Below are 15,096 nucleotides of genomic sequence, written 5' to 3' on the forward strand. Positions count from 1 at the left end.
CTTTTGGGCTTTTCCGGTCTATAGCCCATAGCAACAAGTGACCAGAAAAAACCGGAGACGCCGATGTCCAACGCCGCCCTTGAGACCGCAATTGAAGCCGCGTGGGAAGCGCGCGACACGATTACACCTGCGACAACGGGTGAAACACGCGAAGCAATCGAAGATACGCTGAACGCATTGGATAGCGGCAGCCTACGCGTTGCTGAAAAACTGGATGACGGCAGCTGGCACGTAAACCAATGGGCCAAAAAGGCTGTATTGCTTGGCTTCCGCATCAAAGACATGGAAGAGCAAACCGGCGGCCCGCAGGGCAGCGGCTGGTGGGACAAAGTTGACAGCAAATTCAAAGGCTGGGGCGAAAACCAGTGGAAAGCCGCAGGTTTCCGCGCTGTGCCAAACGCAGTCGTCCGCAAATCCGCATTTATCGCCCCTGGCGTTGTGTTGATGCCATCCTTTGTGAACCTTGGCGCCTACGTTGACGAAGGTACGATGGTTGACACTTGGGCCACCGTCGGGTCCTGCGCCCAGATCGGTAAAAATGTGCACCTTTCTGGTGGCGTTGGCATCGGCGGCGTCCTAGAGCCAATGCAAGCGGGCCCAACTATCATCGAAGACAACTGCTTTATCGGTGCGCGTTCCGAAGTTGTCGAAGGCTGTATTGTTCGCGAAGGTTCTGTTTTGGGTATGGGCGTGTTCATCGGCCAATCCACAAAAATCGTCGACCGCGAAACTGGCGAAGTCATGTATGGTGAGGTTCCACCATATTCTGTTGTGGTATCTGGATCGATGCCATCCAAAAACGGTGTGAACCTCTACTGTGCGGTCATCGTGAAACGTGTTGATGCGAAAACGCGGTCCAAGACCGGCATCAACGAACTGTTGCGCGACTAATGCTGATTAGCCGGACGCTGGCGCGCAAGCGTATCGCTGCAGGGGAACGCCCCTCGCGGCGGGCCGCTTGGTTGCCAGTTCTGGCTGACATCGTTTTGACCGGGTTAGTGCTGGCATTCGCGGTTTATCCGCCTGCGCTGACCTTTATCTATGTCATGCAGTTTTCGCTGCTTTGGACAATTCTGTTTCTTATGCTGGTGATTTATCTGCCAGCTCAGATCATTATCATTATTTCTTCGATGTGGGCGACAAAGTCTCGTTGGGAAGAGGAAGACACCAAATGAGCAAGAAAGAAAGCCGCCAGCAGGTCTTTACCCTACTGGTCGAAGTCGGCCGCAACGAAAACGACGGGCTTCCCGAGGGGGCAACCGGGGCCGCGCTCATGTGCTATGCAAGTGGCATCGATGAGGCAGAAGCCGTGCGCGAAACTGTCGCCATCCTGAAACAAGCGGACCTTGCCCCACTGGATGTGTCCGGCTACGGAACGCTAGATGAACGCCTCGCCGAGGGGCACGATATCGGTGATGACGAGATAGAGCTGATGCAACGCGCGTTAGACGAAAACAGCGTCATCGTCGCGCAAATGACCCCATTCTACGAAGGCGACGACGGCACCCGCCACTAGCGGGTCGCCATAACTCTAGTTGCTGGAACCGAACCATTTGCGATGAATGGAATCATATGTTCCGTTCTCGCGTAGGCGCAGCAGGCTTTGGTTGATCGGCTCTGCCAGTTGCGATCCAGATTGCAACGCGATCCCATAGTTTTCTGGAACGAAAAGATTACCAACAACGCGGGCCTGCCCTTTGCCGTCATTGGCCGCGTAATAGGCAAGGATCGGTGCGTCAAAGACAACAGCGTCGATATCTTCATCCTCAAAAGCAGCGATCAGCTCTTCGAGGTTCGCATAACCAACAAAATTCAAATCACGCCGATCCAAGAAATCCGCCGCGGTAGAGCTTTCGACCGTACCGATAGATTTGCCGTAAAGATCGCCAATATTGCTCACTTGCGACTGGATCGCGTCAACTGTCAGTACCGCAGTGATCCGCGCCACAAAGATCGACACAACAAACAGCGAAGAGATCACCATGAACACGCCAAAAACACGGCCCATTGGGGAACGTGGCTGGCGCTCTTCGAAACCGCCATTCACGACGAGGTTCAGCGCCCACCAAAATGCGGGGAACATTGCTTCGCGGGCAGTCAGGTCAAAATAGCTTTGGTAGCGGCGCTCAAAGTGCCACATCAACATCCCGCCACCGAAAAGAATTGCAAAAGCCGCTGCAATCGCCAGCAAAAGATCGAGCGACAAGAGCGCGTTCCACATGGAAACGCCCTGCCCGTCTGACGGCGTCATAATTTGCAAGCCAGATTCGAAAATCGGCTGCGAGAAGTCCAAAATGGCTTCTCGACTTGAGGTGATCGAAATATTCGCCACGGCAGCGTCTGCCTCGCCGGAGCTGACCGCACTCAGCATATCGCCAAAGCTATCAACACGCACGATTTCGTAGGTCCAATTTAGATCCTCGGCAACTTCCGCCCACAGATCGAGAGAAAACCCTGTTTCATCACCACGTTGGTTCATCGAAAACGGTTCGCGCGTCACGGTCGTGATCCGCAAATCTTGCGCCCAGCCGGATAGAGGCGCCAACAATAAAAATAACAGCGCTACAGTGCGAACCAGTGCAATCATGATGTCCCCTTCATCTGTTTTTCATATGGCACAGGGCCGCGCGGGGTTGCAATCGCAGATCATTGCCAACGTCGCGACAGATGTAACTTTGCCGCGCTATGCGATGAAATGCAGCAATATCAACGCTTTTGAGTTGCGTGATGAAGATTATTCGCAACACTTCGGTGTAGGGGCCGCGCATTTGGGCGGCACGATTGGAACCCAACCAACGGATCGCTTCGATGTTTGACAATCTGCTCGCCTTTTTTTGCCATCACGGAGATGCCAAAAACCCAACAAGCCTGCCCGAAGCTGACGTGCGGCACGCAATGGGTGCCCTACTGGTACGTGCAGCAAAGGCAGATGACGCCTATCTCTTTGAAGAAATCACTTTGATCGACAAAGTGCTGGCCGAACGATACGCGATGAACCCAGTGCAGGCGGCAAAAATGCGGGCGTCTTGCGAAACGCTCGAAAGACAGCTTCCCAAGACACAAGACATCGCAGGCATTTTACAAAACGCGATCAGTGACGATGAAAAGATCGCCACGCTCCGGGCACTATGGCGTGTGGTCTATGCCGATGACATTCGCCACGAAAAAGAAAACAAAGTGCTACACGAGATTGAGCAGCTTTTCGGAATCCCAGAAGATCGCGCCAAGCAGATCCAGCAAGACGTCGCCGAAGGAAAGTAGCGACCGGGGCGGCTACAGCAAATGGCCCGATTTTGCGGCCTTTGTGCGTAGGTAATCGTGGTTATGCGCATTCTCACCCACACGCAGCGGCACACGTTCGACGACTTGGATGCCGCAGCTTTCCATTCTCGCGACCTTTGCAGGATTATTGGTGAGCAGGCGAACTTGCGAAAATCCCATCCGTTTCAGAATTTCAGCGCCAATGCGAAAATCACGCTCATCATCTTCAAACCCTAGGCGGTGATTGGCCTCTACCGTATCAAAACCCTGATCCTGCAACGAATAGGCACGCATCTTATTGGCAAGCCCAATTCCACGCCCCTCTTGGTTTAAATATAGCAGAACCCCCGCGCCCTCTTCGCCCATTTGGGCCAGCGCACCGCGCAATTGCGGCCCACAATCACATTTCAATGACCCCAGCAGATCGCCGGTAAAGCACGCCGAATGCAGACGGGACAGAACGGGTTTGTCCCGATCAGGTTGGCCGATTTCAACGGCATAGTGTTCTTCGGCGCCATCATCAGGCCGGAAAATGTGCAGCCGCCCCGCCTCGGACACCTGTAATGGTAAACGTGCACTGATGATGTGGTTATGCGGGCTCAGCGCATCATTCAGCGCACCATCGGCGGGCACTAAGGTAAGGTCGTTATCACGCGCAAATCCGACCGGATCATTGATTGGTAGCACCACTGCCGCAGGCAAAAGCCGTGCCGCTTTGGTCAACGCGATTGCGGCGCGATGCAAACCGGCATCACCATCACGCTGGGTTTTAACCGGACCTTTCATCGGGGAACGCAGATCGTCAGCCGGGTCTGCAACAGATTGGACCCATGACAGGTCGGCATCGAATGGAAGCTCGATTCGCGCCAAATCACCATCATAGGCATGGGCCTTTAGTGTTTGGGCACGCCAGCTTGTCACAGCGAGCACCGGGGTTCCGCCCAGTTCCCTCAGATGTGCCAAACGCGCGGAATCTAACGTCTCAACGGCTAAAACGACAGCGCCACCATCAAATACAACAGGAACGCCCATCCGCAGGTCAGCCCGCGCGCGCGCCAGTCGTTCGGTGATATCTGGATTAAATCCCATGCCATGTGCCCTGTTATATTATGACACATCGTTACCCTGTTCTGAAGCAAAGTGAAACATTTGCACGATTAATCACACGAGCGTGTGAATGTTTGACGGAAATCCTTGTCCTCTGCGTATCAAGACCACATCTCTTGTGAGTAAAGAAGGAGGCTGTCATGGGACAACTCAAGAAAATTTTGCTGGTCGACGATGATGATGACCTGCGTGAGGCGCTGGGTGAACAGCTGCTAATGACCGAAGACTTTGACGTATTCGAGGCCGATGACGGCGCGAGCGCGATGACAAAAGCAAAGGAAGGTCTCTACGATCTGATGATCCTTGATGTCGGCCTACCCGACACGGACGGGCGCGAACTATGCCGCGTGATGCGCAAGCAGGGCGTCAAATGCCCGATTCTCATGTTGACGGCCCAAGATAGTGACGCTGACACAATTTTAGGTTTAGACGCAGGCGCGAATGATTATGTCAGCAAGCCGTTCAAGTTCCCCGTGCTGCTTGCGCGTATCCGCAGCCAGTTGCGCGCGCATGAACAATCCGAAGACGCGATTTTCCAGCTTGGGCCCTATACTTTTAAGCCCGCGCAAAAAATGCTGATAACAGAAGACGATAAGAAGGTTCGCCTGACCGAAAAGGAAACAAACATCCTTAAATTCCTCTATCGTTCAACCGAGGGCGTAGTTGCCCGCGACGTGCTGTTGCACGAGGTTTGGGGTTACAATGCTGGCGTTACAACCCATACGTTAGAGACCCACATCTATCGTCTTCGCCAAAAAATTGAACCAGATCCGTCAAATGCTCGCCTTCTTGTGACCGAATCTGGCGGCTATAGATTAGTGGCGTAGTACTCCAAACCCGGTAGTTCCTCTTCCTCCCTCCGTGAGCTACCGGGCCCAAGATCCCGCCGGTGATCGGGTTCATCACCACCTCCCTGTTGGACTTGCCCGGGCCAATTTGCCCGGGCTTTTTTTGTCGTATGGCATTACTCTAAGGGGCCAACTTGGAAGGAATGACGGCTTTGAGCCCAAAGTCGCATGTGTTTCTCAAGAATGGTTTGCAGATCAAAAGATCTCGCTCCTGATTTCTCTTAGGCGAAACTAAACCTTTGTCCGCAGTGTTGCCGCATTGGGTCTGTCGAGATTGTCATCGAACCACTGTTCCATCTGCGGCAAGTATCCGGCGACCATTTGTGATAAGTCATTCAAGGCTTGTTGATCGTCCCAGATGTGATTGTATCTGAATATATGGCGCTGGACGGTTGTCATATCCGGTGACCCACGAAGCGCACCGGCTGGAAATTTAGCACACCTATCGAGCGTTACATCGTCTGGCTCAATCACCTTCTCATGTATCGTGGGATCATCAGAAAATAGATCGATATCCTCGACGACGAAGGGCAAGGGCACCCGTGCAAACTCCACAAAAAAGGCGCCGCCATATCGCTGAAAATAGAAGTTGTGCCCGTACCGCCAAAAACAGATGCGACAGAGGTCTAAGCTATCTGCATTTTCACGGCTAAAACTGCCATATCCATAAAAAGCTTGAGGGCCGGTTAGCCAACGATCATGGACGAGTGGTCGCGGCAAAAAACGCGCCGCTGTTAGCGCAGCGTCAACGTATTCCGCCAAGGCATGCCGTATTTTCTGAGATTTCTTTTCCGATGTGAATATCATCTGCTACGCTCATCGCTAAATTCATCACCGAACAAAACACTCCGACCTGAATGCGTCAACGATTGCTCAGTAAACTAATCAGTGGCATTGATAGCCGTCATACGGATCAAAACTTTATCGATGGTCATGCCCCACCTCACTAGGCTGACAGTCCCGATCACAATTGAATTTGTTCATGCACCCCTTGCCTCAGTCTAACGCCTGATCCCAATCCGCGATCAAATCCTTAATATCTTCGATCCCGACTGAAACCCGGATCAAGTTTTCGGGGATGCCAGTGTGTGGCTCGATTGTGTGCCGATGTTCGACGAGGCTTTCGACACCGCCTAATGAAGTCGCCCGCAAGAAACACTGTAGCTTGGCAACCACCCGCAGCGCGTCTTCACGTGATCCATCGACGAGAACTGATAACAAACCGCCATAGCCGCCGTTCATCTGCTTGGTCGCGATCTCGTGACCGGGATGTGACGGCAAGCCTGGATAAAATACATCCGCGACTTTTGGATGGTCGAACAGATGTTGTGCCAGAGCGATAGCGTTTTGTGACATCCGCTCAATACGCAACGGCAACGTCCGCATTCCCCGCGTCAGAAGCCATGCCTCGAACGGGCCAAGGATCGCCCCCGCCCCTTTGCGATCTGCACGGATATCCTGCCAGATTTGCGCCGCAATGTCGTTGGTCGATAACACACCCGCCAAGACGTCAGAGTGCCCATTGATTGCCTTGGTCGCTGAATGCATCACGATGTCCGCGCCAATCGCCAAAGGTTGCATCAAGATCGGCGTCGCAGCAGTCGCATCCACCACCAGCACCGCATCAATTGCCGCCTTAAGCGCGGCAATATCGACTGTCTTAAGCCAAGGGTTAGACGGAGTTTCAACAAAAACCATCGCCGCCCCAGATTGCTGCGCTTGTTTCACCAAATCAGGCAGGTCAGCTTCGATCAGTGTAATCTGGCGCCGGGCGCAGAAATCGCGCACCCATGACGTTGTGCCCCAGTAGATGCCAGATTGAACGACAACCGCCGCACCGTTAGCCAAAGTCCGAAATACCGCCGCAATTGCAGCCATACCCGATGGAAACAACAACGTTTCCGCGGCCCCTTCGAGTTTGCGAATAACTTCCTCTGCTTGGCGCAAATTGTCGGAATTATCGCGTGAATAGATATTGTCGGGCCGGGTGAGCGCGTAATTCTCGTCGCGTGTAAATGTCGTTGACGGCTGCAAGGCTGGCACAACCCCACCAGATTGTGGGTCCAATGCCCCCGCAGCATGAGCAGCAATCGTCGCGGGTCTAAGCGTCTTTTTCATTGGGGGTATCCTTTAACTCCCCATATGACGCGCAGATTTTGCAGCCGTTGCAAGCGGCTTTAGGTCACAAAGGCGTCGCGGCTGTACCCTTGGATAAACAACAGCGCGGTCAGATCACCGTGATTCACGCGCACGGCGCATTCTTTTTGCACCGATGGCTTCGCGTGAAGCGCAACGCCCGTGCCCGCGCGCGTCAACATCCCTAGGTCATTTGCCCCATCACCAACGGCAAGAACATCCGCCTCTGGAATGTTAAGCTTGGCGGTGATTTCTTCGAGAGCCGTGACTTTGGCAGCCTTGCCTAAAATTGGCAGGCCGGGCGCACCCGTCAGCTTTCCATCGGCGACCAACAATGTGTTCGCCCGATTTTCATCAAACCCGAGGGTGGCAGCGATTCGTGCAGTGAACGCCGTAAACCCGCCAGAGACCAACGCGGCGTATCCGCCGTTCGCCTTCATCGTGCTGACAAGTTCATAACCGCCGGGCATCAATGTGATCCGTTCGTCCAGCACCTTTTCGATCACCGATTCGGGCAAACCCTTGAGCAGGCCAACCCGTTCGGTCAGTGCTTCGTTAAAGTCCAACTCACCATTCATCGCCCGCGCGGTAATGTCAGCAACGCGTTTACCGACGCCCGCCTCAGCGGCAAGTTCATCAATGCATTCCTGACGGATCATCGTGCTATCCATATCCGCCAAGAGCATTTTTTTGCGCCTGTTTGCGGTGGGTTGCACAATCAGATCAACGCCGTTGTCTTGCAGATCCTGCCAAACATCCCATTGATTATCAGGCGTTTGCGGAATGTCGAATTCGGCCGCTTCATCAACGGCGAGCCAATGCGCTTCTCCGCCACCCCAAGCGTTACGCAAACTATCAACCAACGCTAATTCCAGCGTTCGCTCAGCAGGGTTTGTCAAAAGAGTGACCGTAAACATGAGTTTCCTATCCGCGTCAGAGAGTGTCGCAAAAAGCGCCTTAAGCGGCGGTCTAGCGACATTTTTACTGTTGTGAAAGCCCGCACTTGGGCTTATGCCCGGCGGTGGGACACCCTTCCCCAACGAAGGGCGCATATCTGAGAGGGTAACAGCAATGGCTACCACAAAACCGGCAACGCGGCCGGCTAATCCGCGTTTTTCTTCTGGCCCATGTGCCAAACCTCCTGTCTGGAATCTAGAAGCACTGCGTGACGCGCCACTAGGCCGCTCACACCGCGCATCTATTGGCAAAGCCAAATTGGCCGAGGCCATTGACCTGACACGCGAAATTCTGGGCATCCCTGCCGATTACCGCATTGGGATTGTACCTGCCTCTGACACTGGCGCATTTGAAATGGCCATGTGGTCGCTCTTGGGTGAACGCCCTGCTGAAATGGTCGCATGGGAATCATTTGGTGCAGGCTGGGTCACCGATGTTGTCAAACAGCTAAAAATCGAAGCCACCGTTCACACCGCCGAATACGGTGAGATCGTTGATATGGCCGCGCTGAACTATGACAACGATGTTTGCTTTACTTGGAATGGCACCACATCCGGCGTGCGCGTTGCAACTGGCGACGTGATCCCCGGCGACCGCGCGGGCCTGACACTCTGCGATGCGACATCTGCTGCGTTTGCCCAAAACCTGCCTTGGGAAAAATTGGATGTCACGACTTTCTCTTGGCAGAAAGTAATGGGCGGTGAAGCTGCCCACGGTATCCTTGTCCTTTCACCTCGCGCTGTTGAGCGTCTGGAAAGCTATACACCTGCATGGCCGCTGCCGAAAATCTTCCGTCTGACCAAAGGCGGCAAGCTGATCGAAGGTATTTTCCGTGGAGAAACCATCAACACGCCGTCAATGCTGGCTGTTGAGGATTACCTCGTTTCGCTGAAATGGGGTCGCTCAATTGGTGGTCTGGACGCGTTGATCCACCGCGCTGACGCGAACGCACGTGCAATCTGGAACTTCTGTGCTGCGAACGACTGGATCGATAACCTAGCCGTTGATCCTGCGACACGCTCGAACACTTCTGTCTGCCTGAAATTCACCGACGACCGGATCAAAGACGGCGCTGCATTCGCGAAAGCGGTTGCAAAGCGTCTGGAAGCCGAAAACGTCGCGCTTGATATCGGTGCGTACCGCGATGCCCCTGCAGGTCTGCGGATCTGGTGTGGCGCAACGGTCGAGACATCCGACATCGAAGCCATGTTGCCTTGGTTGGCATGGGCGTTCGAGACCGAAATCGAAGCACAGTAAATTTCTATAGAAACGGTGACGGCGATCAAATTTAGCTAAATTTGATCTGCCCTCCCGCCCGAAAGGATAGCTTACAATGGCACCTAAAGTACTTATCTCTGACAAACTTTCCGAAGCCGCCGTACAGATTTTCAAAGATCGCGGCATTGACGTTGATTTCCAGCCTGACCTTGGCAAAGACAAGGACAAGCTGCTTGAGGTCATCGGTCAATATGATGGTCTGGCGATCCGTTCCGCGACAAAAGCGACTGAGAAAATCATCGAAGCTGCGACCAACCTTAAGGTTATTGGCCGCGCTGGTATCGGCGTGGACAACGTCGACCGCGAAGCGGCATCCCGCAAGGGTATCATCGTGATGAACACGCCATTCGGCAACATGATCACGACAGCCGAACACGCGATCGCGATGATGTTTGCCGTCGCGCGCCAAATCCCTGAGGCATCTGAATCCACACACGCCGGCAAATGGGAAAAATCCAAGTTCATGGGTGTTGAGCTGACAGGCAAAACGCTCGGTGTGATCGGTGCAGGTAACATCGGTTCGATCGTCTGTGACCGCGCACGCGGCCTCAAGATGAAGGTCGTCGCAATGGACCCCTTCCTGTCCGAGGAGCGCGCCACTGAAATCGGTGTAGAGAAGGTCGAACTCGACGAACTGCTCGCCCGTGCTGATTTTATCACCCTGCACGTGCCGCTGACTGCTGACACGAAAAACATCCTGAGCGCAGAAAACCTTGCTAAGACCAAAAAAGGTGTGCGCATCATCAACTGTGCACGTGGTGGTCTGGTCGATGAGGCTGCTTTGGCTGAATTGCTGAAATCTGGCCACGTTGCCGGTGCCGCGTTTGACGTGTTCGCCGAAGAGCCCGCCAAAGAGAACCCACTGTTCAACCTGCCAAACGTTGTGGTCACCCCGCACCTTGGCGCGGCAACAACCGAAGCCCAAGAAAACGTAGCCCTGCAAGTCGCTGAGCAGATGTCTGACTATCTGCTGACTGGTGCCGTGCAAAACGCACTGAACATGCCTTCGGTCACAGCCGAAGAAGCCAAGATCATGGGCCCATGGATCAAACTGTCTGGTCACCTTGGCAACTACATCGGCCAAATGACAGATGAGCCAATCAAAGCTGTGAACATCCTGTTTGACGGTGAAGCCAGCACCATGAACCTCAAGGCGCTGACGGCTGCAACTGTGGCTGGTATGATGAAAGCGACGAACCCTGACGTGAACATGGTTTCTGCGCCTGTCATTGCCAAGGAACGTGGCACCAAGATTTCAACCACAAAGCAAGATCAATCCGGCGCGTTTGAAGGTTACATCAAAGTCACCATCGTGACTGAAACACGTGAGCGTTCTATCGCGGGTACTGTGTTTAGCGACGGCAAGCCACGCTTTATCCAGATCAAAGGCATCAACATCGACGCCGAGGTCGGCGAACACATGCTCTATACCACGAACAAAGACGTTCCTGGCATCATCGGGACCTTGGGTACGTTGCTTGGGAAAAACGACGTCAACATCGCGAACTTTACGCTTGGCCGCGCAGAGGCCAAAGGCGAAGCAATCGCGCTGCTCTACGTCGATGCGCCGCTTCCTGAAAAGGCGGTGGCAGACCTCAAGGAAACGGGTTTGTTCCAACAGGTCAAACCGCTTACCTTTGACGTCTAAACAGATCAGGCGCGTGGCACCCCCACGCGCCTTTTTCTTGTCCGCACTTGTGCTCTGACTGTTGGTAATTCATTGTAATATTTCAATAAACGAATGAAGGCGGATCAGTTCATGCGGATGAATTGGGAACAACTTTTAAACACATCCCTATTGGGCGATCCGGATCGTGTCGAAGACAAGAACCGCCCCCACTACGCACAAGATTACGACCGCATTATTTTTTCGCACCCATTCCGTCGACTGGCGAATAAAACTCAGGTCCACCCGCTCTATGCCAAAGACCACCTTCACCACCGCTTGATCCATAGCGCCGAGACAAGCAGCGTGGGCCGATCTTTGGGGATCGAAGTCGGTCAGTGGCTCGAAGATGAGAACCTGATCGCACCCGGACAAAAGCACGTTGTGTCTGGCGTTGTTCAATCGGCAGCGGCGGCGCATGACATCGGTAACCCACCCTTTGGGCATTCCGGCGAGGCGGCAATCGGCGGTTGGTTTGCAAAACAGTTTCGAAACGCGCAGGGGCTGTTCGCTGATATTCGCGCAGAGGATCGTATCGAATTCGAAAAATTCGAAGGTAACGCACAAGGCTTTCGGCTTTTGACCCGTCTCGAGATGTATCGCCATGATGGCGGCATGCGGTTGTCAAAAGCGACACTGGGTGCATTTACGAAATACCCTGCCTTGGCCCGGACCTCTGAAGCGGGAAAGGCGCAAGGCAAACCATACAAAGGTCTGGCAAAGTTTGGGGTATTTCAGTCTGAATACCCGCTTTTCCAAACCCTCGCCGCTGATCTTGGGCTGATCCCTGACACATCGCACGGTGACACCTGTTGGAAACGTCATCCGCTCGCCTTCTTGGTCGAGGCGGCAGACGATATTTGCTACAATATCATGGATATCGAAGACGCGGTCGAGGCCGGGGATATCCCCGCCGCCCAAGCGCTTGCGTTGCTGATACCAGTCTTTGGCGGCACCAATCGGGACTTTGACAGCGCTACCGTAATGGAGCAGATCGGCTATTACCGTGCACGTGCGATCGGTGCGGCCATCAGCGCATGCGTCGCCGCATTCCAAAAACACTATGATGCGATCATGTCGGGGACTTTCTCTGCGTCATTGATTTCGCAAAGCACCGTCGCCTCGGCCTTTGCCGAGATAAAATCCGTCGCGCACCAGCAAATTTTCACCGCTCCGCGCAAGACCATGCTCGAAGTGACAGGCCGCAATATCGTGCACGATGTCTTGTCTGGATTGCTGCCGGTCTACCAAGAATTGCAAGAGGTCGCTTGGGATGCGGGTAAGCTGGGCGATTATCACCGTCAGTTGGTTTCGGCGACTCAGCTAGATCTGCGCGAGGTCAACGACGCCTATAGCGCGCTGCATAGCCTCTCTGATTTCGTGTCGGGTATGACAGACAGATACGCAGCCTCTGTTCAGGATATGATACGCGGGCGACTGACATAAGGTATTAAATTCATGTCAAAAATTTACGCTATTGGCGATATTCACGGCCAAAAAGAGATGCTTGATCATGCCCTCGGGCTGATCGCTGCTGACGGGGGCGAGGACGCCCATATCGTGTTTCTGGGGGATTATGTTGATCGTGGTCCTGACAGCCGCGGCGTGCTTGAGACATTGCTATCAGGGCAAGAGGCCGGGCGCCCTTGGACGTGTATTCTGGGCAATCATGATCGGTTCTTTGCACGTTTTATCCGCGAAGGTCGTCAACATGATCCACGTGTGAAATCCGGTCTGAATTGGCTGAATCCGCGACTTGGCGGGGCGCAGACCCTCGCGTCCTATGGGGTCGTCGGGCAAATGCATTTCGCCGACCAAGCGTTTGGCGAACAAGAGCGATTGGTACATTGCGAAACAGAAGCGGGCTGGATCACCCCCGACGCGCTCATCGCGGCCGCGCAGGCCAGCATCCCCGAATGGCACATCGCCTTTATCGAAAATCTACCTTTGTGGCACGAAACAGAACATCTACTGTGTGTGCATGCCGGACTGCGCCCACATATTTCGCTTCCTCACCAAGACCCAGAGGACCTGATCTGGATACGCGAGGGTTTCTTGGACAGCGCGCACAACTTTGGCAAATTGGTTGTCCACGGTCATACTGCGCTGGACGCGCCTGAACACTTTGGTAACCGCGTCGATCTGGATGCGGGTGCGGGATACGGTCGCCCGCTTATCCCTGCGGTGTTCGAGGGACGCCATTGTTGGACATTAACGGACAACGGGCGCGTACCGCTGCATCCCTAATCCTTGCGGATCACCCCAGTGACTGCGGCTGCACCAATGGCCGTGATGATCCAACCGCAGGCAGTCAACACCCAACGCAGCCACCACAAATGCCAGCCCCAAGGTCCACGATTGGTAGACGGGGCCCATGCCGCATCCTGCCCAAGCGAGATCAACGGCACGACCACATCCACAGCATAGGCGACCGCATTAAATGTTTCGTAGTCTTTGCCAGCATGTTGCGCGTCGCCCCAAATCATTGCCGGGTTCGGCACCGCATCCGGCCCATGCGCTAGTCCTCGCCATTCGTCCGACAACAGCACCACCGCGACATTCGGGGCAAAATCACCTTTAACCCACGCAAAATGCGCAAAGAGCCAGGCAATCGCGACAAGAACGACAAGCACGTAAAAGCTCCGCTGAGGCCGATGCCCAAAACCAATCGTACTGCGCAACATGAGATCCCAAATCAACTGCGCCAACCAACGAAATGGGCGTTTCTCTGCGATCCAGCGTTTCCTGATTGATTTGCGCCGCGCATTTTCCTTGTCGAACAAAATGCTGGTCGCCTCAGAGCGATGACCGCTTTCGCGCATGATTTTGGCAAGCTGTTCGTATGGCTGTGGGTGGAATTCCCGGTCCCAGACCGCACCTTTGCGCAACCAAGAAAGCCGCTCAGACACATCGGCAGAGCCGTGCAAAACATCGTAGGTCAACCCAACCAAACACAGTTCGTCACACAGTGCCCAACTAGCGGCATCATCGGCCAGATCGGCACAATGGGCTGAGGTCAGATCGACCCGGCCCAAAACGGATTCAACCTGTTGCCAATAGAAACCTTCGCTCACGACGATCCGTTGCATGTCCAACGCATCGCCACCGGCGTTACGCAAACGCGCCTCTTTACAGCTAAGCTGCCCGCCAACGCGCGCCCCGGACAAACGCACTGCGCCCTCAACATTTGCGCCACGCAAAAACAGGTCGCCATCAATCTCGGCCCCTTGCGCGTTCAGCGCGACACCTTCGCCGTTCAGCATTTGCGCGCGTGTGCAGATCAACTGCCCACCAAGATGCGCCCCAGCGAGGCAAAGCTCTTGGTGTATCGTTGCCTTTTCAAATACCACATCACCGGGAATTTCCGCGCTTTGGGCATTGATCCCGTTGGCCAAAACGCTCCCTTTTAGCATCAGGCTCGCGACGGAAAGTTGCAGCATTCTGGGCCGCTCTTCGACATAACAATTCACAAGCGCCAGCGAACCAACTGCCTGTGCGAAGTTCAGATCAAGCGTCCCACTGATCCAAGCGCCCTGAATTTGCACGCCAGTGCCGGGTGTTTGCATTTCACTGCATCCGCCTGTCGCGAAATAGCTGATCAACGGTGCACGGATGGACAAATCCGCCAATTTTTCGTTCGGACAGCTCTGCCCGATTTCGGCCCAGCTGCCTTGCTGAACTGCTGCAATCAAACGCATTTCTGCGGGGCTAAGCGCACCACGATCAATCAAGTTTTGAACATCGACCCAATGGGCAATACGCGCGAGCGGTTTATCAATCGGCTGGTTAGACAATTCCATAGCCGCAGGTTACGGGCCGCGAACGTACACGGCAATGTTAAAT

The 15,096-nt window shown here is 54.3% G+C and carries 16 protein-coding genes; 10 read left to right on the forward strand and 6 right to left on the reverse strand.

Going from position 1 to position 15,096, the window contains the following annotated elements; genetic code table 11:
- The first annotated feature begins 63 nt into the window (after window positions 1-63).
- The 3 genes from dapD to TW80_RS12800 are packed head-to-tail and all read left to right on the forward strand — an operon-like array spanning window position 64 to window position 1,516.
- Window positions 64-891, forward strand: coding sequence for a 2,3,4,5-tetrahydropyridine-2,6-dicarboxylate N-succinyltransferase (dapD, locus tag TW80_RS12790; protein ID WP_045997823.1), 828 nt, complete (start codon window positions 64-66; stop codon window positions 889-891).
- The gene (locus TW80_RS12795; RefSeq protein ID WP_045997824.1) at window positions 891-1,175 is read left to right on the forward strand and encodes a hypothetical protein; all 285 of its coding nucleotides are present in this window, start codon (window positions 891-893) and stop codon (window positions 1,173-1,175) included. Before dapD ends, TW80_RS12795 begins: the two co-directional genes overlap by 1 nt.
- Window positions 1,172-1,516, forward strand: coding sequence for a hypothetical protein (locus TW80_RS12800; RefSeq protein ID WP_045997825.1), 345 nt, complete (start codon window positions 1,172-1,174; stop codon window positions 1,514-1,516). Before TW80_RS12795 ends, TW80_RS12800 begins: the two co-directional genes overlap by 4 nt.
- A 15-nt stretch (window positions 1,517-1,531) precedes the next feature.
- Here TW80_RS12800 and TW80_RS12805 read toward each other — a convergent pair whose 3' ends face one another.
- Window positions 1,532-2,587 carry a transporter substrate-binding domain-containing protein gene (locus TW80_RS12805; protein ID WP_045997826.1) on the reverse strand — a complete coding sequence of 352 codons (1,056 nt, stop codon included), beginning with the start codon at window positions 2,585-2,587 and terminating at the stop codon, window positions 1,532-1,534.
- Between TW80_RS12805 and TW80_RS12810 the strand changes: the two genes are divergently transcribed.
- Complete coding sequence (locus tag TW80_RS12810; protein ID WP_045997827.1) at window positions 2,586-2,816, forward strand: hypothetical protein; 231 nt, start codon at window positions 2,586-2,588, stop codon at window positions 2,814-2,816. The genes TW80_RS12805 and TW80_RS12810 overlap by 2 nt on opposite strands.
- A complete protein-coding gene (locus TW80_RS12815; RefSeq protein WP_045997828.1) occupies window positions 2,809-3,261 on the forward strand; it encodes a tellurite resistance TerB family protein in 453 nt (150 codons plus the stop codon). The genes TW80_RS12810 and TW80_RS12815 overlap by 8 nt, the downstream gene beginning before the upstream one ends.
- Before the next feature lie 12 nt (window positions 3,262-3,273).
- Here the strand turns inward: TW80_RS12815 and ribA are convergent, their stop codons facing one another.
- The gene (gene ribA / locus TW80_RS12820) at window positions 3,274-4,350 is read right to left on the reverse strand and encodes a GTP cyclohydrolase II (RefSeq protein ID WP_045997829.1); all 1,077 of its coding nucleotides are present in this window, start codon (window positions 4,348-4,350) and stop codon (window positions 3,274-3,276) included.
- A 158-nt stretch (window positions 4,351-4,508) separates the two neighbouring features.
- Here ribA and TW80_RS12825 point away from each other — a divergent pair, with 158 nt between their 5' ends.
- Window positions 4,509-5,195 (forward strand): response regulator transcription factor, encoded by a 687-nt coding sequence (locus tag TW80_RS12825; RefSeq protein ID WP_045997830.1) that lies wholly within the window; start codon window positions 4,509-4,511, stop codon window positions 5,193-5,195.
- 252 nt (window positions 5,196-5,447) lie between these two features.
- Here the strand turns inward: TW80_RS12825 and TW80_RS12830 are convergent, their stop codons facing one another.
- The 3 genes from TW80_RS12830 to serB form a co-directional block, all read right to left on the reverse strand.
- On the reverse strand, window positions 5,448-6,023 hold the full coding sequence (locus TW80_RS12830; protein WP_157033270.1) for a hypothetical protein: 576 nt from the start codon (window positions 6,021-6,023) through the stop codon (window positions 5,448-5,450).
- A 189-nt stretch (window positions 6,024-6,212) separates the two neighbouring features.
- Window positions 6,213-7,334 carry a trans-sulfuration enzyme family protein gene (locus TW80_RS12835; RefSeq protein ID WP_045997832.1) on the reverse strand — a complete coding sequence of 374 codons (1,122 nt, stop codon included), beginning with the start codon at window positions 7,332-7,334 and terminating at the stop codon, window positions 6,213-6,215.
- Between the two features lie 59 nt (window positions 7,335-7,393).
- Entirely contained in the window at window positions 7,394-8,269 is an 876-nt protein-coding gene (gene serB, locus TW80_RS12840; protein ID WP_045997833.1) for a phosphoserine phosphatase SerB, read from the reverse strand.
- A 154-nt stretch (window positions 8,270-8,423) separates the two neighbouring features.
- On the opposite strand from serB, the gene TW80_RS12845 reads away from it, so the two are divergent.
- From TW80_RS12845 to TW80_RS12860, 4 genes are all read left to right on the forward strand, one after another.
- The gene (locus TW80_RS12845) at window positions 8,424-9,566 is read left to right on the forward strand and encodes a phosphoserine transaminase (RefSeq protein WP_045997834.1); all 1,143 of its coding nucleotides are present in this window, start codon (window positions 8,424-8,426) and stop codon (window positions 9,564-9,566) included.
- 76 nt (window positions 9,567-9,642) lie between these two features.
- Entirely contained in the window at window positions 9,643-11,235 is a 1,593-nt protein-coding gene (gene serA / locus TW80_RS12850; RefSeq protein ID WP_045997835.1) for a phosphoglycerate dehydrogenase, read from the forward strand.
- 111 nt (window positions 11,236-11,346) lie between these two features.
- Window positions 11,347-12,699: a dGTP triphosphohydrolase gene (gene dgt, locus TW80_RS12855; protein ID WP_239450549.1), complete on the forward strand. Its 1,353-nt coding sequence runs from the start codon at window positions 11,347-11,349 to the stop codon at window positions 12,697-12,699.
- Between the two features lie 12 nt (window positions 12,700-12,711).
- Complete coding sequence (locus tag TW80_RS12860; RefSeq protein ID WP_045997836.1) at window positions 12,712-13,500, forward strand: metallophosphoesterase family protein; 789 nt, start codon at window positions 12,712-12,714, stop codon at window positions 13,498-13,500.
- Here the strand turns inward: TW80_RS12860 and TW80_RS12865 are convergent.
- The gene (locus TW80_RS12865; RefSeq protein ID WP_162197175.1) at window positions 13,497-15,047 is read right to left on the reverse strand and encodes a hypothetical protein; all 1,551 of its coding nucleotides are present in this window, start codon (window positions 15,045-15,047) and stop codon (window positions 13,497-13,499) included. The genes TW80_RS12860 and TW80_RS12865 overlap by 4 nt on opposite strands.
- Window positions 15,048-15,096: the final 49 nt, after the last annotated feature.

Source organism: Loktanella sp. S4079, assembly GCF_000967725.1.
Taxonomy (GTDB): Bacteria; Pseudomonadota; Alphaproteobacteria; order Rhodobacterales; family Rhodobacteraceae; genus Yoonia.

Coding starts and splice junctions, on each gene's coding strand:
- TW80_RS12835 (WP_045997832.1), bottom strand. CDS start 7,334: ATGAAAAAGACGCTTAGACCCGCGACGATTGCTGCTCATGCTGCGGGG.
- TW80_RS12825 (WP_045997830.1), top strand. CDS start 4,509: ATGGGACAACTCAAGAAAATTTTGCTGGTCGACGATGATGATGACCTG.
- TW80_RS12810 (WP_045997827.1), top strand. CDS start 2,586: ATGATGTCCCCTTCATCTGTTTTTCATATGGCACAGGGCCGCGCGGGG.
- serA (WP_045997835.1), top strand. CDS start 9,643: ATGGCACCTAAAGTACTTATCTCTGACAAACTTTCCGAAGCCGCCGTA.
- serB (WP_045997833.1), bottom strand. CDS start 8,269: ATGTTTACGGTCACTCTTTTGACAAACCCTGCTGAGCGAACGCTGGAA.
- dgt (WP_239450549.1), top strand. CDS start 11,347: ATGCGGATGAATTGGGAACAACTTTTAAACACATCCCTATTGGGCGAT.
- TW80_RS12860 (WP_045997836.1), top strand. CDS start 12,712: ATGTCAAAAATTTACGCTATTGGCGATATTCACGGCCAAAAAGAGATG.
- TW80_RS12815 (WP_045997828.1), top strand. CDS start 2,809: ATGTTTGACAATCTGCTCGCCTTTTTTTGCCATCACGGAGATGCCAAA.
- dapD (WP_045997823.1), top strand. CDS start 64: ATGTCCAACGCCGCCCTTGAGACCGCAATTGAAGCCGCGTGGGAAGCG.
- TW80_RS12805 (WP_045997826.1), bottom strand. CDS start 2,587: ATGATTGCACTGGTTCGCACTGTAGCGCTGTTATTTTTATTGTTGGCG.
- TW80_RS12800 (WP_045997825.1), top strand. CDS start 1,172: ATGAGCAAGAAAGAAAGCCGCCAGCAGGTCTTTACCCTACTGGTCGAA.
- TW80_RS12845 (WP_045997834.1), top strand. CDS start 8,424: ATGGCTACCACAAAACCGGCAACGCGGCCGGCTAATCCGCGTTTTTCT.
- ribA (WP_045997829.1), bottom strand. CDS start 4,350: ATGGGATTTAATCCAGATATCACCGAACGACTGGCGCGCGCGCGGGCT.
- TW80_RS12830 (WP_157033270.1), bottom strand. CDS start 6,023: ATGATATTCACATCGGAAAAGAAATCTCAGAAAATACGGCATGCCTTG.
- TW80_RS12795 (WP_045997824.1), top strand. CDS start 891: ATGCTGATTAGCCGGACGCTGGCGCGCAAGCGTATCGCTGCAGGGGAA.